Below are 21,949 nucleotides of genomic sequence, written 5' to 3'. Positions count from 1 at the left end.
GTAGTCGCATCTTTCGAATGGGAAAAACCCGTTATGGCGAGGGAGTGGCCGCGACTGCGCCCTGTAGGAGCTCCTGCCGCATTTCAGCGGAGCCAGCACCCTCACCATAAGGGGGCTGGCGCGCAGCGTTACATCACCAGATGCGGCAGCCACAGCGAGATGGCGGGGACGTAGGTCACCAGCAGCAGCACCAGGAACAGCATGGCGTAGAACGGCAGCAAGGCCTTGACGGTGCTTTCGATGCTGACCTTGCCGATGGCGGACCCGACGAACAACACCGCGCCCACCGGAGGTGTGATTAGCCCGATACCCAGGTTCACCAGCATGATCATGCCGAACTGCACCGGATCCACGCCGATGCCCACGATCACCGGCATCAGGATTGGCGTGAGGATCAGGATCAGCGGCGCCATGTCCATCACGGTGCCGAGGATCAGCAGCATCGCGTTCATGCACATCAGGATCACGTAGCGGTTGTCCGACAGCGTCAGGAATGCGGTGGTGATCTTCGCCGGGATCTCCATCAGCGTCATGATGTAGCCGAAGCTGGCGGCAAAACCGATCAGGATCATCACGATGGAGATGGTGCGAACCGTACGGTGCATCAGTTTCGGCAACTCGCTCCACTTGTAGTCGCGGTAGATGCACATGGTCACGAAGAATGCCCACACCACGGCGATGGCGGCCGATTCGGTGGCGGTGAAAACACCCGAGAGAATGCCGCCAAGGATAATGAACAGGGTCATCATGCCCCACATGGCTTCCTTGCAGATCTTCAGCGCTTGCTTGAGCGGAATCACCTCGCCCTTGGGGTAATTGCGTTTTCTGGCGAACACCAGGCACAGCGCCATCAGGCTGAGGTTCATCAGGATGCCGGGCACGATACCGGCCATGAACAGCGAACCGATTGAGACGGTGCCGCCGGCCGCGAGCGAGTACAGCACGGCGTTATGGCTTGGCGGCGTCAGCAGCGCTTGTACCGAGCCGCTGACAGTGACGGCAGTGGCGAATTCACGCGGATAGCCGCGGCGTTCCATTTCCGGGATCAGCACCGAACCGACCGAGGCGGTATCGGCCACCGAGGAACCGGAGATCGCGCCAAAAAAACTCGAGGCCACGAGGTTGACCAAAGACAGGCCACCGCGTACGAACCCAACCAACACACTGGCGAATGCCACCAGTCGGCGGGACATGCCGCCCTCGGCCATGATCGCGCCAGCCAACACGAAGAACGGGATGGCCAGCAGCGAAAATTTGTTCACTCCGCCCGCCACCTGAATCATCATGGCCTGGAACGGGATGTCGATCCACCACGCCCCGATCAGGGCGGCAGCGCCCAGCGCATAGGCGACTGGCATGCCGACCAGGATCAACAACAAAAAACTGCCCAGCAGAATCAGAGCGTCCATTAAGCGGCACCTTCGTTTTCTTCAACCGGGTCGTACTGCACGACCCGACGCTGGCTTTGATCGCCCAGCAAGAGTTTTTCCAGGACAAAAATCAGTGTGAGGAAACCACCGAGCGGAATCGGCATGTAGGTGATGCCCACGCGCAGGGTGGGGATGGCGCTTATGAATTGATTCCAAGTGGTCATGCACAGCTTGGCGCCCCAGATGGTCATGAAGATGCAGATCGCTGCCATCAAGAGCTGGGTGAGAACCGAAGCGGCAGTTTGCAAGTGCGGTGGCATCCGGCTAGTGACCATGTCCACGGCCATGTGCGAGCCGGAGCGGTAGCTGGCGGCAGCGCCGATGAAGGTGAACACGATCATCAGCAGGATGGCGGTGGGCTCCGGCCAGCTTGAGCCGGTACCGAGTACGTAGCGGGCGAACACGCCCCAGGGAATCATCAGCGCGACGGCGAGGACAGAAAGGCCGGCCACCCAGATACAAGTCATGTAGATCGTGTCGTTGATACGCAGCAGCAAATTCTTCATCGGGTTCCACCGTAACCGGGTGCGCCTTTGAACCGCAGGCGCGCCCGGCCTTTTCATGAGTACAAATTGAAAGGCCTTACTGGACGGCTTCGATGCGTTTGATCAGGTCGGCATACGGCGCGCCGTATTTGGCCCGGATCGGTGCGGTAGCGTCGTAGAAAGGTTTCTTGTCGACGGTGATGAACTCGACGCCGGCGGCCTTGAGTTTTTCTTCACTGGCGGCGGACTTCTTGTCCCACAGCACGCGCTCTTCAGCCTGGGCTGCCTTGGCGGCTTTCTTCACCATGTCCTGCTGCTCTGGCGTGAGCTTGTTCCAGGTGATTTTCGACATCACAATGGGCTCAGGCAGGATCAGGTGACCGGTCAGGCTGTAGAACTTGGCGTTCTGGTAGTGGTTGTGCTCGAGCATGGTCGGCGGGTTGTTTTCCGCACCGTCGATCACGCCGGTCTGCAAGGCACTGAAGATCTCGCCGGTGTCCATGGCGATACCGTTGCCGTCCATGGCATTGATGGTCTCGATGAACATTGGGTTGCCCTGCACGCGAATCTTCATGCCCTTCATGTCTTCGAGCTTGCGCACCGGTTTCTTGGTGTAGAGGTTGCGCGTGCCGCCATCCATCCAGGCCAGGGCCACCAGGCCGAATTCGGAGTTGGTGATCCGGTCGAGGATCGCATCGCCGACTTCACCGTCGATGACAGCGCGCATGTGGGCCTGGTCGCGGAAGATGAACGGCATGTTGAACACGTTCACGTCCGGCACCACGGGGCCGACGATCCCCAGGCTGACCCGGGACATCTGGACCGCGCCGGCTTGCAACTGCTCGATCACTTCTTTTTCGGAACCCAGTACACCGCCCGGGAAATACTTGAACTTCAGTTCGCCGTTGCTCTCTTTTTCCAGGGTTTTGCCCATGGATTCCTCGGCGACCACGGTCGGGTAACCCTTGGGGTGGATGTCGGCGATCTTGATATCGAGGGCGTGGGCCGCCTGCGCCAGAAAGGCCAGGGGCAGGGCTGCGATCAGAAGCGTGCGTTTGAAGTTCATGGTCAATCTCCAGTGTTGTTGTTTTTATGTCTATCGATGTGAAGCGGCAAAGCAGATCAGTTGGCGGAGTGTTTCCGTCCTCCGAAAGCAGGTTCAACCAGGCCCTTGACGCCGGGGTCGACGGCGAACACGCCACCGGCCAGGGACTGCGGGTCGTTGTCGTCACCGGGGCGGATCGAGGTGACGAAGAGGGTGTCCAGGCGGCTGCCGCCGAAGGCGCACATGGTCGGTTTCTTCACGGGCACTTGCAGTGACCGGTCGAGGCGTCCGTCGGGGGTGAAGCGGTGAATCAGCCCGGCATCGTTGGCGCAGATCCAATAGCAGCCGTCGGCATCCACCGCAGCGCCATCCGGGCGGCCGGCCAGGGGCATCATGTCGACGAACAGCCGTCGGTTGGACGGCGTGCCGCTGTCGATGTCGTAGTCGAAAGCCCAGATTTGCTGCACCAGCGGGTGTGAATCGGAGAGGTACATCGTGCGCCCGTCCGGGCTGAAGCCCAGGCCGTTGGGCACGATGAAATCGCTCAGTTGCGCTTCGACCGGGCTGCGCTGGCCTGCCTCGTAGCGATACATCCGGCCTACGTCTGCGTTGGCACCCATGTTCAGCACCATGCTGCCGGCCCAGAAGCGACCCTGGCGGTCACAACGGCCATCGTTGAGGCGCATGTCGGCGCGGCTGTGCTCGACGCTTGCGCACAGTTCGCTGTCCAGGCTGCCGTCATCATTGGGGTGTAGGCGAAAGAAACCGCTTTCCATGCCGGCGATCCAGCCACCGTCCTGGTGACGGGCAATGCAGGCGAGCATTTCGGGCGCTTCCCAGCCCTGGATTTTTCCGCTGCCGGCATTCCAGCATTGCAGGCCACCGCTGGCGATGTTCACCCAATACAGGGCGTTTTCTTCGGGAACCCATACCGGGCTTTCCCCGACGGCGTTACGTGCATCGACAATCAATTCGGCTTGCATGGTGATTCCTTTGTGCGTGCGTATCCCATGAAAAACAGCGAATCAGTCGTCGAATGGGCCGGCCGCCACAAAGGCGCCACCCTGGTAAATCATGGCTGGGTCATCGGCGGCCGGCATCGGCTGTGCTTCGACCTTGGCGCGGAAGATTTCCGAGGTGTCCTTGGGCTGGTAGCCCAGGTGCGCGGCGTGGGTGTTGTCCCACCACACGTCGCGGTTGGCGGACACGCCGTAAACCACGGTGTGGCCGACTTGCGGGGTGTAGAGCGAGCATTCGATCAGTTGGGTGAGGTCGTCGAAGCTCAGCCAGGTGCTCATCATCCGGCGGTTCTGCGGTTCCGGGAACGACGAGCCGATGCGCAGGCTGACCGTCTCGATGCCGTAGCGATCGAAGTAGAAATTGGCAACGTCTTCGCCGTAGGACTTGGACAGGCCGTAGTAACCATCCGGGCGGCGCGGGGAGAGGGCGTCGAGGGTCTGGTCTTGTTTGTAGAAACCGATGACGTGGTTGGAGCTGGCGAAGATCACCCGCTTGACGCCGTGTTTGCGCGCGGCTTCATAGATGTGGAACACGCCGCTGATGTTGGCGCCGAGGATCTCTTCGAACGGACGCTCCACCGAAACACCGCCGAAGTGCAGGATGGCATCGACGCCTTCGACCAGTTGGTGCACGGCCTGCTTGTCCGACAGGTCGCACAGCACCACTTCTTCGCTTTCGTCGATGGCCGGGGCCATGTTGGCGATGTCCGACAGACGAATGTGGCGTGCGAAAGGCTTGAGGCGTTCGCGCAAGACCTTGCCAAGGCCGCCGGCGGCGCCGGTCAATAGGAGACGATTGAAGGGGTGGCGAATCTGTGTCGTGGTCATGACATTACCTGAGCAAACAATGAGAGGTACAGTTGTTATAGGTTATCGTATGACTTGAAGGGGAATATCCTTATCCATCCGTTACCTTGTCAACGCTTGATCGACGAACCGCTCTGGATCGGCGTCCCTGCCGCAGGTTGCCATGGGGTGCGCTCATGACAATGGGTCCTGGTATTACAGAAGCGAGAATGGATAGTTGATAAAGAGGCGGTTCTCGTCGAATTCATTGGTGCTGTAGTCCCGACGAATCGATGCGTTACGCCATTTCACGTTGAGGCTTTTCAGCGCGCCGCTCTGCACGGTGTAGGCCAGTTCGGTTTCGCGACCCCATTCCTTGCCGTCATCAACAGTGGTGGTGTGCACGTTGTCGCCGCTGATGTAGCGGTTCATCAGGGTCAGGCCTGGCACGCCGACGGCGGCGAAGTTGAAGTCGTGGCGCACTTGCCAGGATTTTTCCTTGGCGTTGTCATAGCTGGAGTTGTAGCTGTCGTTCGCCAGCGTGCCGCCGCTGGTGCCGTTGACGCGCATCCAGGCATCGTCACCACCGACTTTTTGCAGACCGACGTAGAAGGTGTTGCCGCCGTATTTGGCCGAGAGCAGGGCGAACGCGGTTTTGTTGTCCAGGTCGCCGGCCAGCGCGCTGCCGTTTTCCTTACCAGTGAAGTAACCGAGATTGGCGCCCAGGGTCCAGTCGCCGATGGGCTGGCTGTGGGTCAGGTTGAAATATTGCTGCTGGTAGATGTCGGACAGTTCCGCGTACCAGACGCCGACCTGGGTGCGTTTTTCGTTGAAGGCGTATTCGCCGCCGCCGAAGTTGAAACGGTCGGAGGTGAACGCGCCGCGGCCGTTCATCGACAGGTCTTCCATGCTCGCGTCGTTGCGCGGGCTGTTGCCACGGAACTGGCCGCCGTAGAGGCTCAGGCCGTTGATTTCGGTGGAGGTCACCTGGCCGCCACGGAAGGTTTGCGGCAGGGAGCGGCCGTCGTCGGAACGCAGGATCGGCAGCACCGGCATCCATTCGCCGACCTTCAGTTCAGTCTTCGATACCTTGGCCTTGAGGGCCACGCCCAGGCGACCGAAGTCATCGGCCGGACGACCGTCATCGTGCACCGGCAGCAGTTGAGTGCCGGTGGTGCCGCGGCCGCTGTCGAGCTTGACCGAGTACATCCCCAGGATGTCCACACCGAAACCGACTGTGCCTTGGGTGAAACCGGACTTGGCGTCGAGGATGAAACTCTGGGTCCATTCCTCGGCTTTGCCCTGGGCGGCGTTGTCGTTGACGAAGTTGCGATTGAAGTAGGCGTTGCGCAGGTTCAGCGTGGCCTTGGCGTCATCGACGAAGCCTGCGGCGCTGGCGGTCGTTGGCAGAAACGCGGCGAGGCTGCTGCAACCGAGCAATAGCAGTGTGGGGCTGGCGTTGAGAAGGGTACGGCGGTTTGGACGGTTGTCGGGCGAAAAACGGACACGTGTGCTCACTATGACGCTCCCTTACTTTTTTGTTGTTTTTATTTGTCATACGTCGTCGTACAACATGAGGGGATTATTTGGAAGCGGCTCCTCGTTGTCAACTGGCCATTATCGGAATTATCCAACTCGGGGGTGCTTCAAAATGAGGCGTTTCAATGGTCGTCACCGATCGAGGTCAAGATCGCAGGCCGTGGCGCCGGGCGGATCCGGGGCTTGAGAATAGCGAGGAGGGTGCTTGGTTGTGCGATGACTGGTCTAAGACATTAGTCGAATGTCCCCGATCGGAAGGCTTGTGATCGTTCCCACGCTCTGCGTGGGAATGCATCCCGTGACGCTCCGCGTCACCTTCCAGAGGCGGAACGCGGAGCGTCCCTGGCGGCATTCCCACGCAGGAGCGTGGGAACGATCGGCAGGTGCTGGTTAGCCCGTGTTTCCTGTCCAGATGGGCCTGTGTTTATCCAGATGTAGGATCGTTCGGGATCGGGCTACGTTGTCTTGCGCCGTTGCCTACAACTGCGCCAGAATCCGCCGGCTTGTGCGCCTTGGGGCCAGGGCTTTATCGTTTCCGGGTCGCTGATTGAATCAGCGATCGGGTTTGGTAGCCCTGGTGTCGGTGCATAGCGTCATCGCTTGCAAGTGCAATCATGCACTTCGCTTTTTGGTGGCCATGCGCAGGGCCTCTTCGGAGGCGCCGGCTCCGATGCCCGGTCTACCAACCTTCGTATGGCCGCCACCCTAATTCGTTTGGTAGCGAGAGGGTGTTGGCTCCCATCTACAGCATCGGAGCTTCATCTATGTTCAAACCAACACCCAACCCACCGGATACAGATCCATCCAGCTCAAAAGCGTTCGACAAAGTCGCCGACCGCATCCTCGACTCCTACCTCAACCCCAAGCCCAGCAAACCCGAGGCCGATCCCGGCCAACTGTTCACCGTCGTCAACGGCGTCGACACCGAAACCCTTCTCGCCAACCTCAGCGAAAACCTGGCCTCGGCCAACGCCATGGTCAGTGACCTGGCCTTCGACCTGGAAGGTCCCAGGCGCCACATCGCCCTGGGCATCCAGCAACTGATCGAGCTGAGCGCAATGCTGGCGAACCGCGCGCTAGACAACGTCGAAGCGCGCCAGCCGACATAGCGCAAAACCCGCTTCTGTGGCGAGGGAGCAAGCTCCCTCGCCACAACAGCTTTCCCACAGGGAACACCGGTGTTTTCAAGAGTGGGTGAATGCTAGTCTTGCTCAACGCTGTTGCCAGGGAGCTCTCATGGGCAATCACAAGATCGAGATTCGTCGCAGTAACGTCGAGAAAATCCTGTTGGCCGCCGAGAAGGTCTTTGCCGAGAAAGGCTTCGGTAGCACCGCCATGGCCGACATCGCCGCCGAAGTGCAATTGCCGCGTTCCAACCTGCATTACTACTTCAGCACCAAGAGCGAGCTGTACAGCGCCGTGCTGTTCGATCTGCTGGAAGTCTGGAAGCAGGACGCCTTGTGCTTCGAAATGTTCGACGACCCCCGGGTGGTGCTCAGCAGTTACATCCGCGCCAAAATGAACCACTCCCGCAGCCGGCCCTACGGCTCCAAGGTCTGGGCCAACGAAATCATCCACGGCGCCCCGACCCTGGGCCAGGCGCTGGACGCCAGCCTCTATGACTGGGCCAAGATGAAGGAAGCGAAAATCCGCCAGTGGGTGGAGGACAAACGCATCCTGCCGGTGGAACCTTCAAGCCTGCTCTACATGATCTGGGCCTCGACCCAGCACTACGCCGACTTCGACCATCAGATCAATATCCTCAATGATCATCAGCCGCTGTCGGACATGCAGTTCGAACGGGCGGTGCAGACAGTGACCAGTGTGATTTTGCGGGGGATTGGATTGGAGCCGTAGACTACACGTTCGTATTAGGAGGCGCATTAGTGTATGAGAATTGAAGTTAGTTGTTTTACTTGTTGCGAATTCTATTTGTTTTCTTGGCGAGATCTATTTGGTTCATGACATTTTCCTTGGCAAACAATAGAGCGTTGCGTTTGAGTATTTGCGTATCGGCGGATAGATATTCATTTGTGTGTGTGATGCTTGGATTTATATTGATGTTGTTGTTATGTGCCAATTTGTCGTATTTGTCTGCACTCGATCGGAGTTTATGTAGCCAAGTTTCTTCGGCGGATTGAGTCGCCGAATTGAATCCCTTGAGTTCAGGGAACTCGCGAGGCAGTATTAATACCACGTCTTCCATTGCACTAGTGCTTCTGCTAGTAGGTGCAGCAGTAGAGGCAGTTGAAGGTGGGGCGCTGTTGGGCTTTTGTAGCAATTTTTTTGACGTGGCATTTTTGTTGGCTTTGAGGGCGTTATTTGCCCACGGTCTCCATGGGGGGCTGGGCTGGCAGCCCGGGAAATAGCCTTGGATGAGAGGTTCAACGCCTTTAGTCGTTTTTCTGGGGCAATTAAATTATCCCATAGTCGGAAGAGAGCATTATTCCCACTCGGATCATACCGATTAACCGGATCCCCCCCCCACAATACGCATGCGCATTAATCCCCCCATCGCCAAAAGGACTCAACTCATCCGGGCTATTGAACCGCATCAACACCGGATTAAAAGCCCGATTACCCTGTCCCAATAAATAATGCCCCGTGACCGGATCAGGGCGTTCACCATTGAACCCGAGCAAACTGCTCAAACCACTTTCCGTAGACCGATGCCCATAGGCGGTATATGCCATCGGCTGGGTATCAGTGCCAGCCAGCGTCTGCAAAACCGACCGCTGCTGGTCCGTTGCCAGCAGCGTCGTCTCGGTGACATTGGCAATGTGCAGACGTTGCGCCAGGGGCTGGGCTTCGTGGCGAAGGAGGGTGAGTTCCATCTGGCCTTCGATCTCATTGACCAACTCGTCGTTCTGGTAAAAGCGCTGTGTGTCCAGGTGCTCCGCAGGCTTCAAGCCTGTCAGGCGGTCCAGGGGGTCGTATTGGTAGCGGCACAGTATCTTCATCGCTGACGTCGACATGGGCTTGGCTCTTGTTGATGGGCTTGGCAGGGTCAGGTTCGGGGATTTTTTGGGGGGTGTCTACTAGCAGAACTGTTAGTTCGTGGGGGCGGCTTGAGATTTGTGTTGGGGCTGATGGCCTCATCGCGAGCAGGCTCGCTCCCACACTGATCTGCATCACACCGAAGATCCAATGTGGGAGCGAGCCTGCTCGCGATGGGGGCCAGCCTGGACGCTACATTATTTTCAGGCAGTGACATGATAGGGATTACGCGGATCATGGTTCCAATCCAGAAACGGCTTGCCCGTGTCCACCGTCACCATCTCGATGCAGTCCTGCACCGGGCAGGTGATCTGGCACAGGTTGCAACCCACGCATTCTTCATCGATCACCTCATACACATGGGTGCCGTCAGCCTGTTTGAGGCTGGCGATGGCCTGGTGTGAGGTGTCTTCGCAGGCGATGTGGCAGCGACCGCAACCGATGCAGGCCTCTTGATCGATCTTGGCGATGACCTGATAGTTGATGTCCAGGTACTTCCAGTCGGTGGTATTGCCCACCGCGCGCCCGGAGAACGCCTGCAAGTTGGCATGGCCCTGGCTGTCCATCCAGCGTGACAGGCCGTCCTTCATCTCTTCGACGATGCGAAAACCATGCAGCATCGCCGCCGTGCAGACCTGCACCGCGCCGCTGCCCAGGGCAATGAATTCGGCGGCGTCGCGCCAGCTGCCGATGCCGCCGATGCCACAGATCGGCAAGCCCTGGGTCTGCGGGTCGCGGGCGATTTCGGCGACCATGTTCAGGGCGATGGGCTTGACCGCCGAGCCGCAATAACCGCCATGGGTGCTCTGGCTGCCGACGCTGGGCAGGGCGACCATGCGGTCCAGGTCGACGCTGGTGATGGAGTTGATGGTGTTGATCAACGACACCGCATCCGCACCACCGCGATGGGCCGCGCGGGCGGCGACGCGGATGTCGGTGATGTTCGGCGTGAGCTTGACGATCACCGGCAACGAGCAATAGGTCTTGCACCAGCGGGTCACTTGTTCGACGTACTCCGGCACCTGGCCGACCGCCGCGCCCATGCCCCGTTCCGGCATGCCGTGGGGGCAACCGAAGTTCAGCTCGATGCCGTCGGCGCCGGTGGCTTCCACCAGGGGCAGGATGTTCTTCCAGGACTCCTCAACGCAGGGCACCATCAGCGATACGATCAACGCCCGGTCTGGCCAGTCCTTTTTCACCTGGGTGATTTCCCGCAGGTTGATCTCCAGGGAACGGTCGGTGATCAGCTCGATGTTGTTAATGCCCAGTACCTCGCGATTGGCACCGTAGTGGGCCGAATAGCGCGAGGACACGTTCACCGCCGCGGGATCTTCCCCGAGGGTTTTCCAGACCACGCCACCCCAGCCGGCCTCGAAGGCGCGGACCACGTTGTAGGCCTTGTCGGTGGGTGGCGCGGAGGCCAGCCAGAACGGATTGGGGGCTTTGATGCCGGCGAAGACAATCGACAGATCGGCCATTTACGCAGCCTCCACGTTGAGCATCAGTTGAGCGTTGATTGCCTCGGCGGCGAGTTTGCCGTGCTGCACGGCCTGTACGGTGAGGTCCTGGTCCAGGCTGGTGCAATCGCCGCCGGCGTAGACCCTGGGAATGCTGGTGCGCAGGTGTCCGTCCACCAGAATCCGCCCGTCCTGGCGCTTGAGTTCCCGGGCCAGCGGATCCACCAGCGCGTTGTCGTCGAAGGCTTGGCCGATGGCTTTGAAAATGGCGTCGGCGGGCAGGTCGAAGGTGTCGGTACCGATGACCAGTCGGCCGTTTTCAAGATGCGTGCGAGAGAAGCGCATGCCGCGCACCTGCCCGGCGTCATCGAGCAACACCTGTTGCGGTTGGGCCCAGGTCAGCAGGCGCACCTGGTTGGCCTTGGCGATGTCTTGCTCATGCAAGGTGGCGCCCATGTCCTCAAGGCCGCGACGGTAGACCAGGTTGACGTCCCGGGCGCCGAGGCGAGCCATCTGCACGGCCATGTCGATGGCGGTGTTGCCGGCACCGAGGACGATGCAACGATCCGCCAGCGGTAATTGGCTGAGGTCGTCGACCTGGCGCAGTTCGCGGATGTACTCGGTGGCGGCCAGCAGCCCTGGCGCTTGTTCGTCACTCAGGCCCAGTTGTTTGCTGGCGGCAAGGCCGAGGCCGAGGAACACCGCATCGAATTGCTGATGCAAGTCGCTCAGGCTCAGGTTCTCGCCGAGTTTCTGACCGTGGCGGATTTCGATGCCGCCGATTTCCAGCAGGAAGTCCAGTTCACGTTGGGCGTAGTCGTCCACCAGTTTGTACTTGGCGATCCCGTATTCGTTGAGGCCGCCGGCTTTCTCCCGGGCTTCGAACATCACCACGTCATGGCCGTGCATGGCGCTGCGATGTGCACATGACAACCCCGCCGGCCCGGCCCCAACCACGGCGATGCGCTTGCCGGTGGCGGCGGCACGCTGGAAGGGGTGTTCGCTGAAGTGGGCGTTGTCCACGGCATAGCGTTGCAACGAGCCGATCAACACGGGGGCGCATTCATGGGTGTTGTTACGCACGCAGGCTTGCTGGCACAGGACCTCTGTGGGGCAGACCCGGGCGCAACTGCCGCCGAGGATGTTGGCCGAAAGAATCTTCTGCGCCGCGCCTTGGACGTTGTCTTGGTGGATGTTGCGAATGAACGAGGGAATGTCGATCTCGCTTGGGCAAGCATTCACACACGGCGCGTCGTAGCAGTACAGGCACCGGGACGCTTCCAGGTGGGCCTGGCGCGCGTTGAGTGGCGGCGCCAGGTCGCTGAAGCGGGCGGCGAGGGTGGCCGGGTCTTCCTGGGAATGGGGGAGGTGACTCAAGGGCTGGATCATGGAGTGGGCCTCACGGTGTTTGAGGTACTGCCTCTGGTGGGCAGTGGTTTTTTTCGTTGTCTGGACTGACGCCTTCGCGAGCAGGCTCGCTCCCACACTGGATCTTGGGTGGGCGCGAAATCTGTGTGAACAGCAGATCCCTGTGGGAGCGAGCCTGCTCGCGAAGGCCGAAGGCCGAAGGCCTGGATTTCAGCGTTTCACAGCCGTTGGCTTATTCAACTCCGCCCGCTTGCTCAGCAAATCGAACACCGCCGGATACGCCGGCCGTTCGACGTAGCGCCCGGCGCCGCGCTCGGCCCGCAAGTCGCCATCGGCCCACATCAGCCGACCCTGGCTGATGGTGTGGCTGGGCACGCCGCGCACGGTCTTGCCTTCGAAGATGTTGAAGTCCACTTGCTGATGGTGGGTCTTGGCGCAAATCGTGCGACTGCCTTGCGGGTCCCAAAGCACCAGGTCGGCATCGGCACCGACGCGGATCGCTCCCTTGCGTGGATAGAGGTTGAAGATTTTCGCGGTGTTGGTGGAGGTGAGGGCGACGAAGTCCTGCATCGACAATTTGCCGCTGTTGACCCCTTCGTCCCAAAGCACCGCCATGCGGTCTTCGATGCCGGCGGTGCCGTTGGGGATCTTGCTGAAGTCGTCACGGCCGGCAGCTTTCTGTTCGGCGCAGAAGCAGCAATGGTCGGTGGCGGTGGTGTGCAGGTTGCCAGACTGCAAGCCGTGCCAGAGTGCTTCCTGATGCCCACGTGGGCGGAAGGGCGGGCTCATCACGTAGCCGGCGGCGGTCTGCCAGTCCGGGTCGCGATAGACGCTGTCGTCCAGCAGCAAGTGGCCGGCCAGTACTTCACCGTAGACCGGTTGGCCCTTGCTGCGGGCGTAGGTGATCTCGTCCAGGGCTTCCTTGGTGGACACGTGCACCAGGTACAGCGGCGTGCCCAGGGTTTCGGCAATCCGAATGGCGCGGCTCGCGGCTTCGCCTTCCACTTGCGAGGGGCGTGACAACGGGTGGGCTTCGGGCCCGGTGATGCCCTGGGCCAGCAGCTTGCGCTGCAGGTGATAGACCAGTTCGCCGTTCTCCGCGTGCACGGTGGGCACCGCGCCCAGTTCCAGGCAGCGCTCGAAGCTCGCCACCAAGGTGTCGTCGGCGGCCATGATTGCGTTCTTGTAAGCCATGAAATGCTTGAAGCTGTTCACGCCGTGATGGTTGACCAGCTCGGCCATTTCTTCGCGGACCTGCTCGCTCCACCAGGTGATTGCCACGTGAAAACCGTAGTCGCTGGCGCTTTTCTCGGCCCAGCCACGCCATTGATGAAAGGCTTCCATCAGCGACTGCTGGGGGTTGGGAATCACGAAGTCAATGATCGAGGTGGTGCCGCCGGCGAGGCCTGCCGCCGTGCCGCTGAAGAAGTCTTCACTGGCCACCGTGCCCATGAACGGCAACTGCATGTGCGTATGGGGGTCGATGCCGCCGGGCATCAAGTATTGGCCGCTGCCATCGAGTACTTCGACGCCGGCCGGAACCTCCAGGTTTTCACCAATGGCCTTGATCACGCCGTCGGCACACAACACATCGGCGCGATAACTTTCATCATGGGTAATAACGGTGGCACCACGGATCAACAGAGACATTCCGAGTTCCTCGCAGGCATGACCGACTGTTGCCGGTTCTTTATGTTTTATCGATCACGGTTGTTAGGTGACGACGTCGTGCAGATTTGTATTCTTGTCACGACTGTCAGGATTAGACGCTAGCTGGAGTTGTTGAAATGAGCAAGATTATTTTTTATAAGCTTGTTCGATTATTAAATAACTGAATTTAAAGGATTAAATTATAAAGTCACCAAAATGGTGAGCGTGTTCACCATTTTGACGCACTTGACAGGATCGATATTTGAGCGAGATTTATCATGGTAAATCAGCGTCTTGAAAGCGCTTGAAGTGCGGTCCAGACACCTCGCCTTGATTCGGGGTGCACCACTTTGAATCTCGAACTCGACAGGACGTGCAGGTCATCTAGCCTCAAGTCGATGAGCACGAAGTGAAGCAGAGTGGTTAATTGGCTTTAAATCTTTAGATATCAAATGTTTGAGAAGGTTATATCGATCGTCCGGTCAGCTCGGCGCGTTATTCGGCACGGTTATTGAGTGCCGTCGTGGTCTGGCGGGGGTGTCGGTAGCATGCGTGCAAGTACTCCGGCCATCGCCAGTCGATGAGCAAAAATAATGAAAACAGTGGAGCGGACATGACCAGATCAACAGTGACTGAGCGCGACGGGTTGTTCGAGCTTGAAGCCGGCAACGACGTCCTCGACAGCCCCCGTTATAACCACGACATCGCGCCGACCCAGGTGCACGAGCGAACCTGGAACAAATGGCACATCACCGCATTGTGGGTGGGCATGGCGATCTGCGTGCCGACCTACACCCTCGGCGGCGTGCTCACCGCCTATTTCGGCTTGACGGTAGGCGAGGCGCTGCTGGCGATACTGTTTGCCAACATCATCGTGTTGATCCCCCTGACCCTGAACGCCTTTGCCGGGACCAAGTACGGCATTCCGTTTCCGGTGCTGTTGCGCTCATCCTTCGGCGTGATTGGCTCCAACGTGCCGTGCCTGATCCGCGCCCTGGTGGCGTGTGGCTGGTTCGGGATCCAGACCATGTTCGGCGGGCTGGCGATCCACCTGTTACTCGGCTCGGTATTCGAAGGCTGGAAGAGCCTGGGGGGCACCGGCGAAGTGATCGGCTTCATGGTGTTCTGGGTCATCAACCTGTGGGTGGTGCTGCGCGGTGCCGAGTCGATCAAGTGGCTGGAAACCGTGTCTGCGCCACTGCTGGTGTTGGTGGGGGCGGGGCTGTTGCTATGGGCGTTACCCAACGTTTCGATGACTGAACTGATGGCGGTTCCGGCCAAGCGTCCCGAAGGTGCCGGCGTGACCAGCTATTTCCTTGCCGGGCTGACGGCCATGGTCGGTTTCTGGGCCACCTTGTCGTTGAATATTCCTGACTTCAGCCGTTATGCCAAGAGTCAGAAAGACCAGATCGTGGGGCAGATCATCGGCCTGCCATTGACCATGTTCCTGTTCGCTTCCCTCGGCGTGGTCATGACCGCGGCCTCGGAAAAGCTGGTGGGGGTGACCGTCTCCGACCCGGTGACCTTGATCGGGCACATCCAGAGCCCTGCATGGGTGGCCCTGGCGATGGTGCTGATCATTGTCGCCACGCTCTCGACCAACACCGCCGCCAACATTGTCTCGCCCACCAACGATTTCCAGAACCTGGCGCCGAAACTGATCGGTCGTACCAAGGCGGTGATGCTCACCGGGCTGGTGGGACTGGGGCTGATGGCCCACGAACTGCTGAAGAAACTCGGCCTGATCGTGTCCGAGGTCAGCCTTGAGTCGGTCTATTCCAACTGGCTGCTGGGTTATTCGAGCCTGTTGGGACCGATTGCCGGGATCATGGTGGTGGATTATTTCCTGATCAAGAAACAGCAGCTGGACCTGGCCGGGTTGTACCGCGACGACGTTTACCCGGCGTGGAACTGGAACGGCTTCATCGCCTTTGGCGTGCCGGTGGTGCTGACGCTGTTGTCACTGGGCAGCGATGCGTTCAGTTGGTTCTACAGCTACGGCTGGTTCACCGGCTCGGCGCTGGGCGGGCTGATTTATTACGGGTTGTGCAGTATGCAGGGGGCCAGCCCGGCTGTCGCCAAGTCACCGCTGCAATAACAGATGAATGCGGTTCCTGTGGGAGCGGGCAAGCCTGCTCCCACACTGGACCACGTTGACATTGAGAGAACTGCCCGAAGGAGATCCCCATGAACGCAGCCATCGACGTTTTGCAATCCACCCATCAGCACATCAACCGCGACCGCCTGTGGCAATCACTCATGGACCTGGCCCAGCTCGGTGCCACGGTCAAGGGCGGAGTCTGCCGGCTGGCCCTGACCGACCTCGATCGCCAGGCCCGCGACCTATTCGTGCAATGGACCCAGGCGGCGGGCTGCACCGTCAGCGTCGATGCGGTGGGCAATATTTTTGCCCGTCGCCCTGGGCGCAATCCGAACCTGCCGCCAGTGATGACCGGCAGCCACATCGACACCCAGCCCACCGGTGGCAAGTTCGACGGCTGCTTTGGCGTGCTCTCCGGGCTGGAGGTGCTGCGCACCCTCAATGACCTGAACATCGAAACCGAAGCACCGCTGGAAGTGGTGGTGTGGACCAACGAAGAGGGCTCGCGTTTCGCCCCGTGCATGATGGGCTCCGGCGTGTTCGCGGAAAAATTCACCCTCGAAGAAACCCTCGCCAAGGTCGACGCCGAGGGCATCAGCGTGGGCCAGGCGCTCAATGCCATCGGTTATGCGGGTTCGCGCCCGGTCAGTGGACATCCGGTGGGAGCGTATTTCGAGGCGCACATCGAGCAGGGGCCGATCCTCGAAGACGAAGGCAAGACTATCGGCGTAGTGATGGGCGCGTTGGGGCAGAAGTGGTTCGACCTGACGTTGCGCGGCGTCGAAGCCCACGCCGGCCCGACCCCGATGCACCTGCGCAAGGACGCCCTGGTGGGCGCCTCGATCATCGTCGGTGCCGTCAACCGCGCAGCCCTGGGTCATCAACCCCATGCCTGCGGCACGGTTGGTTGCCTGCAAGCCTATCCGGGGTCGCGCAATGTCATCCCCGGTGAAGTGCGCATGACCCTGGATTTTCGTCACTTGGAACCGGCACGGCTGGATTCGATGATCGCCGAGGTCAAGCAGGTGATCGAAGACACCAGCCAGCAGCACGGCCTGACCTTCGATTTGAAACCCACCGCCGACTTCCCGCCGCTTTATTTCGACAAGGGCTGCGTCGACGCCGTACGCGGCGCGGCCCAAGGCCTGGGCCTGTCCCATCTGGACATCGTCAGCGGTGCCGGCCATGACGCGATCTTTCTCGCCGAACTTGGCCCGGCCGGGATGATCTTTGTGCCGTGCGAAGGCGGCATCAGCCACAACGAAATCGAAAACGCCACCCCCGACGACCTCGCCGCCGGCTGCGCGGTGCTGCTGAGAGCGATGCTGGCCGCCTCCCAGGCGATTGCCGAGGGGCGTATGGCGGCGTGACGGGCTTCAGGATTAAAAGATCGCAGCCTCGTTGCACTCGACAGCTCCTACAGGGGAACGCGTTCATATGTAGGAGCTGGCGAAGCCTGCGATCTTTTGCTCTGGATCTTTCGCTCTGGACTCAATGGGTCTTGGAAAGATCGCGGCCTCGTTGCTCTCGACAGATCCTACGGGAACGTGTCGTCACTGCGGGTGGTCGTAATTTCCATGCGCTTGCGACTACATGGAGACCCAATGAATCAGCAAGTTCTGACCACCGATACCAACCGGCGTCAATTACTGCAGATCATTGCCGGGCTGTCCGACGGGGTGATGTTGATCGAGGTCGACCAGACCATTGCCTGGGCCAACGCGGCGGCCTTGGCGATGCACGGGGTCGAGGACCTCAGCGAGTTGGGCACTACGGCCCGGCAATATGCCCAGCGTTTCAACCTGCGTTATCGTAACAACCACCCGCTGTGCGAGGACAACTACCCCATCGCCCGGGTTGCCCGTGGCGATGAGTTCAGCGATGTGCTAGTGGAAGTCACGCCCCAGGCCGCCCCGGATCGCACCTGGGTTCAGCGGATCCGCAGCATGGTGCTGGCCGACCGCAACGGCGAGCCGGAGCTTCTCGTGCTGATCCTCAGCGATGCCACCGATTGGGCCAGCGCCGAGCAGCGCTTCGAGAAAACCTTCGGCGCCAACCCTGCACCGGCGGTGATCTGTCGCCTCAGTGACCTGCGTTATATCAAGGTCAATCCGGGGTTCCTGGAGATGACCGGCTACAGCCGCGAGCAGGTGATCGGGCGTTCGGTGTATGAGCTGGATGTGCTCGAAGCCGCCGAGAAACGCGACCTGGCCATCGAGCGTCTGGGGCAGGGCGCGACCATTCCGCAAATGCCGGCCGAGTTGAAATTGCCCGATGGCACCAGCAAGCAGGTGATCGTCGCCGGCCAGCCACTGGACCTGCACGACGAAGACTGCATGTTGTTTTCCTTCATGGACATGGAGCCGCGACGCAAGGCAGAAACGGCGCTGCGCCAGAGCGAGGAGCGCTTTGCCAAGTCGTTCCGCCTGTCGCCCGTGCCCACCCTGGTGTGCAGCGCCGAACAGCAGTTGTTGGAAATCAACGAGGCGTTTCTCCAGACCACCGGTTACGCCAGCGAAGAACTGTTGGGCAAAACCGTGGAGGAAATCGGCTTTCTCGACAAGGACGCCAGCGCCGCGCTGTTTGCCCGGTTGGAAAAGGCTGCCGCTGTTTCAAGTGTCGACGTCAAGGTGCACAAGAAGGGCGGCGAACTCATCGACTGTGAGGTTGCCGCCGATACGGTGCTCATCCAGGACAAGCCTTGCTATCTGCTGGTGCTGATGAACATCACCGAGCGCAAACGCTCGGAGCTGGAGTTGGTGGCGGCAATCGAAGAGGTAATGAAAGACGCTTCCTGGTTCAGTCGGACCTTGATTGAAAAATTGGCTAATGTGAAGAGCATCAACGCTCAGGTGCCCAGTGTGTCATTCACCGAGCTGACAGCCCGGGAGCGGGACGTACTGGGGCTGATTTGCGAAGGTCTGGCAGACAAGGAAATCGCCGCGCGCCTGAAGCTGGCGCCTAATACCGTGCGCAATCACGTGGCTACGCTGTATTCGAAACTGGATGTTCATAGCCGCAGTGAGGCGATTGTCTGGGCGCGGGAGCGGGGTTTGTTCGCGAATGAATGGCGAATGAAGGCACCATGATAGCCAGTGCAAATGCACTGGGCATGCTGGTGCAAATTCGGGTTTTGCCTGGATGGGCGGTTCCTTAGGCTGTCAGTGTGCGACATCGTCTGTGATGTCGTACCCCCACGAAACAGTCAAGGAATACGCCACAATGTGCAGCGAACGAGCCCAGTATGAGAGCGACAGGATATCTACGCGGGCCAGGAGGCCGGCGCCGTCCACCGTTCATTTGCGCCCCCAGGGCTGAGGTGCATCGCATGACCCATCTGGCCCCTTTGCGCGCCCGCCTCGAAGAAAGCTTCACGCCGCTGGCCTGCGAATGCAGCCTCAATGGCGACGGCACCCTCACCGTGCGCTTGTATCACCGTGAAAGCGGGGAGGTGGACCTGGTGGTCAGTGGTATGAGCGTCGACAGTGTCCGCTCGGAAGAGCGCATCGCCAAGTTGATCGACGAGCTGCGCTATGAGCTGGAAAACATCCCGCTGCATCGCAGTGATCCGGCATGAATAAAGACCTGGCACCTCAACCTCTGTAGGCGCTGGTGAAGCCTGGGATCTTTTGGTTTTGGCCGTTGGTCTTGGTCTTGGTCTTTCACTTTCGACTCAATTGTCTGGAGCAAGATCGCAGCCTCGTTGCACTCGACAGCTCCTACGTGGCTCCTTCACTCGCCAGGGTTGCTCCGGCCCTATGGCGGGAGCAACGTCGCGCGGCAATCGAGCACCAGGCGCGCGCCGCCGTGTTGGCTGCTGCCCACCTCCAGCGTAAACCCATGCAGATTGATGATCGCCGCGACAATTGACAGGCCCAGGCCGAATCCGCCGTGCTGGCTGCTGCCCTCGGCGCGGTAGAAGCGGCGAAACACGGCCTTGCGCTCCGCCTCGGGGATGCCCGGGCCCGAATCGAGCACTTCGATGCGGGTGCTGTCGCCCTGATCGACCCCACGCAGAATCACGGTGCCTCCCGGCGGAGTGAACTTGATGGAGTTGCTCAGCAGGTTCGATATGGCCTCGAACAATAATGCCCGGTCGCCGTTGAGCAGGGGCAGCGCATCAGGTACCTCGAGGATGAAGGTCAGTTCGCCTTCCTCGGCCAGCGGCAGGTAAAAGTCATGCAGCTCCTGCAATAACTGCAACGGGTCGAGGCGCACGAAGCCCGAGCGCCGCTGCTGGTCTTCCAGCTCGGAAATCCGCAACAACCCCCGAAACCGCGCCATCAGGGTGTCGGTTTCGGCGATCACCTGGTCCATTTGCAGGGCCTCGGGCGAGCCGTCCGGCGCTTGCTGCTGGATGCGATACAGTTGGGCGCGCAGACGCGTCAATGGGGTGCGCAGGTCGTGGGCGATGTTATCGCACACGCCCTTGACTTCATTCATCAAGCGTTCGATGCGGTCGAGCATGGCATTGACGATCGCCGCCAGCATGTCCAATTCATCACGCCGGCTCGACAGTGGCAGGCGATGGGTCAGGTCGCCGGCAACGATGGCTTCGGCACTGGCCTGCAGTTTGCGAATCCGCTGCAACGGTCGGCGACGCAGCAGATGCCAGCCGGCGATCCCCGGCAGAATTGTGAGCGATACACCCCAGAACAGTGCGTGCAAGATGATGCGGGTCACGGCGAACAGCGAGCCATTGTCCCGCGCCAACACCAGCCAGCGACCGTCCTGGGTCCGGGTCGCCACTGCGTCACAACTGTCGGAAGGCACGCTCGGGTCCTCGGAATCGACGCAACCGCCGAGCATGTGGATCTTGCCATCCAACGGCAGGTCCGCCGGAATCCGCATGATCGGCCCGCTCAAGTGGTGCAGTTGCGGATCGAACAACCCGTAGGTGTCAACGCCGCGCTCGTCCAGTGTCAGGCTGGCCATGAGCGCATCTTCCAGTTGATCGCCGTGGATCCGGGCGAACAGATGCTGGCGCTGCATCAGGGAGTGCTTGGCCAAGCTGTCGAGGTAGCCGAACACTTCGTAATACATCACCCCCATCAGAATCGCGCTCCAGATCACGAACAGTGAACTGTACAGCGCCAACAGGCGGCTGCTGGAGGAGCGCCAGCCCTTAGCAGGGTTCAGCAATGACATAGCCGGAACCCCGCACCGTGCGAATCAGCGGTTCCTGGCCCGGCGGGTCGATTTTCTTGCGCAGGCGACCGATGTGGACGTCGATCAGGTTGGTGCCGGGGTCGAAGTGATAGCCCCAGACTTCCTCGAAAATCATCATGCGCGAGAGGATCTGCCCGCTGTTGCGCATCAGGAATTCGAGCAGCTTGTATTCGGTGGGCAGCAGGCTGAGCAGTTGCCCTTTTCGGCTGGCTTCGCGGCTGATCAGGTTCAACTCAAGGTCAGCCACCCGCAGCCCGGTTTCCGGCTCGCGGGCGCCATTGTTGCGCCGCAGCAGCACTTCGACCCGGGCGGCCATTTCGTCGGTGGCGAACGGCTTGGTCAGGTAATCGTCGCCGCCGGCCCGCAGGCCACGGACCCGCTCGTCCACGTCGGAGAGGGCACTGATCATCAGGATCGGCGTGGCCACGCCCATGGTGCGCAGCGTGGTGACGATCACCAGGCCGTCGAGCTCGGGCAGCATGCGGTCCAGGGTGATCAGGTCGTAGTCGCCGCTCACCGCCCGTTCCAGGCCTTCGCGGCCGTTGTCGACCCAATCGACGTCCAGGCCGTTGCGGGTCAGCTCGGCAACGATTTCACGGGCGGTCACTGCGTCGTCTTCGATGGTCAGAATGCGGTTCATGGGCGGTACCGTGTGGGGAAGTTGGTGCTATTGCGCAACATTCTGCCAAAGAATGCCTGTCGGCTTTCTGAAAAAAAGTTCATGAACCGACGAGCCGATTCGCTGGCCTGGATCAACACTTGGTCACAAATAAGCCCTAATATAAATTTCGTGTGCACTATCATGTTGCGCCTGCTGCCCTGCTTTGGCGCGCTGTCGCGGTCGGGTATTAATGCGAGCCGGTGATGGTGTGCCGCAAGGAGCCGAGCCCCCCACAGAATCTT

Annotated in this window: 18 protein-coding genes; 6 read left to right on the top strand and 12 right to left on the bottom strand. The window is 60.2% G+C overall.

Annotated elements, in window-relative coordinates; genetic code table 11:
* Window positions 1-128: 128 nt before the first annotated feature.
* The 6 genes from AACY31_RS19685 to AACY31_RS19660 form a co-directional block, all read right to left on the bottom strand.
* Complete coding sequence (locus tag AACY31_RS19685) at window positions 129-1,409, bottom strand: TRAP transporter large permease (protein WP_339478726.1); 1,281 nt, start codon at window positions 1,407-1,409, stop codon at window positions 129-131.
* Window positions 1,409-1,936, bottom strand: coding sequence for a TRAP transporter small permease (locus AACY31_RS19680; RefSeq protein WP_339478727.1), 528 nt, complete (start codon window positions 1,934-1,936; stop codon window positions 1,409-1,411). Before AACY31_RS19680 ends, AACY31_RS19685 begins: the two co-directional genes overlap by 1 nt.
* 76 nt (window positions 1,937-2,012) lie before the next feature.
* Entirely contained in the window at window positions 2,013-2,981 is a 969-nt protein-coding gene (locus AACY31_RS19675) for a TRAP transporter substrate-binding protein (protein WP_339492390.1), read from the bottom strand.
* 56 nt (window positions 2,982-3,037) lie between these two features.
* Window positions 3,038-3,943 (bottom strand): SMP-30/gluconolactonase/LRE family protein, encoded by a 906-nt coding sequence (locus AACY31_RS19670; protein ID WP_339492392.1) that lies wholly within the window; start codon window positions 3,941-3,943, stop codon window positions 3,038-3,040.
* A 42-nt stretch (window positions 3,944-3,985) separates the two neighbouring features.
* The gene (locus AACY31_RS19665; protein ID WP_339492394.1) at window positions 3,986-4,807 is read right to left on the bottom strand and encodes an NAD-dependent epimerase/dehydratase family protein; all 822 of its coding nucleotides are present in this window, start codon (window positions 4,805-4,807) and stop codon (window positions 3,986-3,988) included.
* Between the two features lie 174 nt (window positions 4,808-4,981).
* A complete protein-coding gene (locus AACY31_RS19660; protein ID WP_339492396.1) occupies window positions 4,982-6,283 on the bottom strand; it encodes an OprD family porin in 1,302 nt (433 codons plus the stop codon).
* A 785-nt stretch (window positions 6,284-7,068) separates the two neighbouring features.
* Between AACY31_RS19660 and AACY31_RS19655 the strand changes: the two genes are divergently transcribed.
* Entirely contained in the window at window positions 7,069-7,413 is a 345-nt protein-coding gene (locus AACY31_RS19655) for a DUF6124 family protein (RefSeq protein ID WP_077507713.1), read from the top strand.
* A 127-nt stretch (window positions 7,414-7,540) separates the two neighbouring features.
* On the top strand, window positions 7,541-8,161 hold the full coding sequence (locus AACY31_RS19650; protein WP_003202912.1) for a TetR/AcrR family transcriptional regulator: 621 nt from the start codon (window positions 7,541-7,543) through the stop codon (window positions 8,159-8,161).
* Between the two features lie 557 nt (window positions 8,162-8,718).
* Here AACY31_RS19650 and AACY31_RS19645 read toward each other — a convergent pair.
* The 4 genes from AACY31_RS19645 to hydA form a co-directional block, all read right to left on the bottom strand.
* Window positions 8,719-9,279, bottom strand: coding sequence for an RHS repeat-associated core domain-containing protein (locus AACY31_RS19645; RefSeq protein ID WP_339492398.1), 561 nt, complete (start codon window positions 9,277-9,279; stop codon window positions 8,719-8,721).
* Between the two features lie 225 nt (window positions 9,280-9,504).
* Entirely contained in the window at window positions 9,505-10,779 is a 1,275-nt protein-coding gene (preA, locus tag AACY31_RS19640; protein ID WP_207966882.1) for an NAD-dependent dihydropyrimidine dehydrogenase subunit PreA, read from the bottom strand.
* Window positions 10,780-12,147: an NAD(P)-dependent oxidoreductase gene (locus tag AACY31_RS19635; RefSeq protein ID WP_339492400.1), complete on the bottom strand. Its 1,368-nt coding sequence runs from the start codon at window positions 12,145-12,147 to the stop codon at window positions 10,780-10,782.
* Between the two features lie 189 nt (window positions 12,148-12,336).
* Entirely contained in the window at window positions 12,337-13,776 is a 1,440-nt protein-coding gene (gene hydA, locus AACY31_RS19630; RefSeq protein WP_339478741.1) for a dihydropyrimidinase, read from the bottom strand.
* A gap of 613 nt (window positions 13,777-14,389) precedes the next feature.
* On the opposite strand from hydA, the gene AACY31_RS19625 reads away from it, so the two are divergent.
* From AACY31_RS19625 to AACY31_RS19610, 4 genes are all read left to right on the top strand, one after another.
* On the top strand, window positions 14,390-15,874 hold the full coding sequence (locus AACY31_RS19625; protein ID WP_339478742.1) for an NCS1 family nucleobase:cation symporter-1: 1,485 nt from the start codon (window positions 14,390-14,392) through the stop codon (window positions 15,872-15,874).
* A gap of 89 nt (window positions 15,875-15,963) precedes the next feature.
* Complete coding sequence (locus tag AACY31_RS19620) at window positions 15,964-17,247, top strand: Zn-dependent hydrolase (RefSeq protein WP_339478743.1); 1,284 nt, start codon at window positions 15,964-15,966, stop codon at window positions 17,245-17,247.
* A 234-nt stretch (window positions 17,248-17,481) separates the two neighbouring features.
* Window positions 17,482-18,966 carry a helix-turn-helix transcriptional regulator gene (locus AACY31_RS19615; RefSeq protein WP_339478745.1) on the top strand — a complete coding sequence of 495 codons (1,485 nt, stop codon included), beginning with the start codon at window positions 17,482-17,484 and terminating at the stop codon, window positions 18,964-18,966.
* 239 nt (window positions 18,967-19,205) lie between these two features.
* Window positions 19,206-19,454, top strand: coding sequence for a DUF1652 domain-containing protein (locus AACY31_RS19610; protein WP_339478746.1), 249 nt, complete (start codon window positions 19,206-19,208; stop codon window positions 19,452-19,454).
* Window positions 19,455-19,633: 179 nt separating this feature from the next.
* On the opposite strand, the gene AACY31_RS19605 is transcribed toward AACY31_RS19610, so the two are convergent.
* Together AACY31_RS19605 and AACY31_RS19600 are read right to left on the bottom strand one after the other, a co-directional pair.
* Window positions 19,634-21,025 (bottom strand): sensor histidine kinase, encoded by a 1,392-nt coding sequence (locus AACY31_RS19605; RefSeq protein ID WP_339478747.1) that lies wholly within the window; start codon window positions 21,023-21,025, stop codon window positions 19,634-19,636.
* Window positions 21,003-21,686, bottom strand: coding sequence for a response regulator transcription factor (locus AACY31_RS19600; protein WP_339478749.1), 684 nt, complete (start codon window positions 21,684-21,686; stop codon window positions 21,003-21,005). The genes AACY31_RS19605 and AACY31_RS19600 overlap by 23 nt, the downstream gene beginning before the upstream one ends.
* Window positions 21,687-21,949: the final 263 nt, after the last annotated feature.

Source organism: Pseudomonas sp. RL_105y_Pfl2_101, from assembly GCF_963970585.1.
Taxonomy (GTDB): Bacteria; Pseudomonadota; Gammaproteobacteria; order Pseudomonadales; family Pseudomonadaceae; genus Aquipseudomonas.
This window is presented reverse-complemented; position numbering and strand designations above follow the sequence as displayed.

Coding starts and splice junctions, on each gene's coding strand:
- AACY31_RS19685 (WP_339478726.1), bottom strand. CDS start 1,409: ATGGACGCTCTGATTCTGCTGGGCAGTTTTTTGTTGTTGATCCTGGTC.
- AACY31_RS19680 (WP_339478727.1), bottom strand. CDS start 1,936: ATGAAGAATTTGCTGCTGCGTATCAACGACACGATCTACATGACTTGT.
- AACY31_RS19675 (WP_339492390.1), bottom strand. CDS start 2,981: ATGAACTTCAAACGCACGCTTCTGATCGCAGCCCTGCCCCTGGCCTTT.
- AACY31_RS19670 (WP_339492392.1), bottom strand. CDS start 3,943: ATGCAAGCCGAATTGATTGTCGATGCACGTAACGCCGTCGGGGAAAGC.
- AACY31_RS19665 (WP_339492394.1), bottom strand. CDS start 4,807: ATGACCACGACACAGATTCGCCACCCCTTCAATCGTCTCCTATTGACC.
- AACY31_RS19655 (WP_077507713.1), top strand. CDS start 7,069: ATGTTCAAACCAACACCCAACCCACCGGATACAGATCCATCCAGCTCA.
- AACY31_RS19650 (WP_003202912.1), top strand. CDS start 7,541: ATGGGCAATCACAAGATCGAGATTCGTCGCAGTAACGTCGAGAAAATC.
- AACY31_RS19645 (WP_339492398.1), bottom strand. CDS start 9,279: ATGTCGACGTCAGCGATGAAGATACTGTGCCGCTACCAATACGACCCC.
- preA (WP_207966882.1), bottom strand. CDS start 10,779: ATGGCCGATCTGTCGATTGTCTTCGCCGGCATCAAAGCCCCCAATCCG.
- AACY31_RS19635 (WP_339492400.1), bottom strand. CDS start 12,147: ATGATCCAGCCCTTGAGTCACCTCCCCCATTCCCAGGAAGACCCGGCC.
- hydA (WP_339478741.1), bottom strand. CDS start 13,776: ATGTCTCTGTTGATCCGTGGTGCCACCGTTATTACCCATGATGAAAGT.
- AACY31_RS19625 (WP_339478742.1), top strand. CDS start 14,390: ATGACCAGATCAACAGTGACTGAGCGCGACGGGTTGTTCGAGCTTGAA.
- AACY31_RS19620 (WP_339478743.1), top strand. CDS start 15,964: ATGAACGCAGCCATCGACGTTTTGCAATCCACCCATCAGCACATCAAC.
- AACY31_RS19615 (WP_339478745.1), top strand. CDS start 17,482: ATGAATCAGCAAGTTCTGACCACCGATACCAACCGGCGTCAATTACTG.
- AACY31_RS19610 (WP_339478746.1), top strand. CDS start 19,206: ATGACCCATCTGGCCCCTTTGCGCGCCCGCCTCGAAGAAAGCTTCACG.
- AACY31_RS19605 (WP_339478747.1), bottom strand. CDS start 21,025: ATGTCATTGCTGAACCCTGCTAAGGGCTGGCGCTCCTCCAGCAGCCGC.
- AACY31_RS19600 (WP_339478749.1), bottom strand. CDS start 21,686: ATGAACCGCATTCTGACCATCGAAGACGACGCAGTGACCGCCCGTGAA.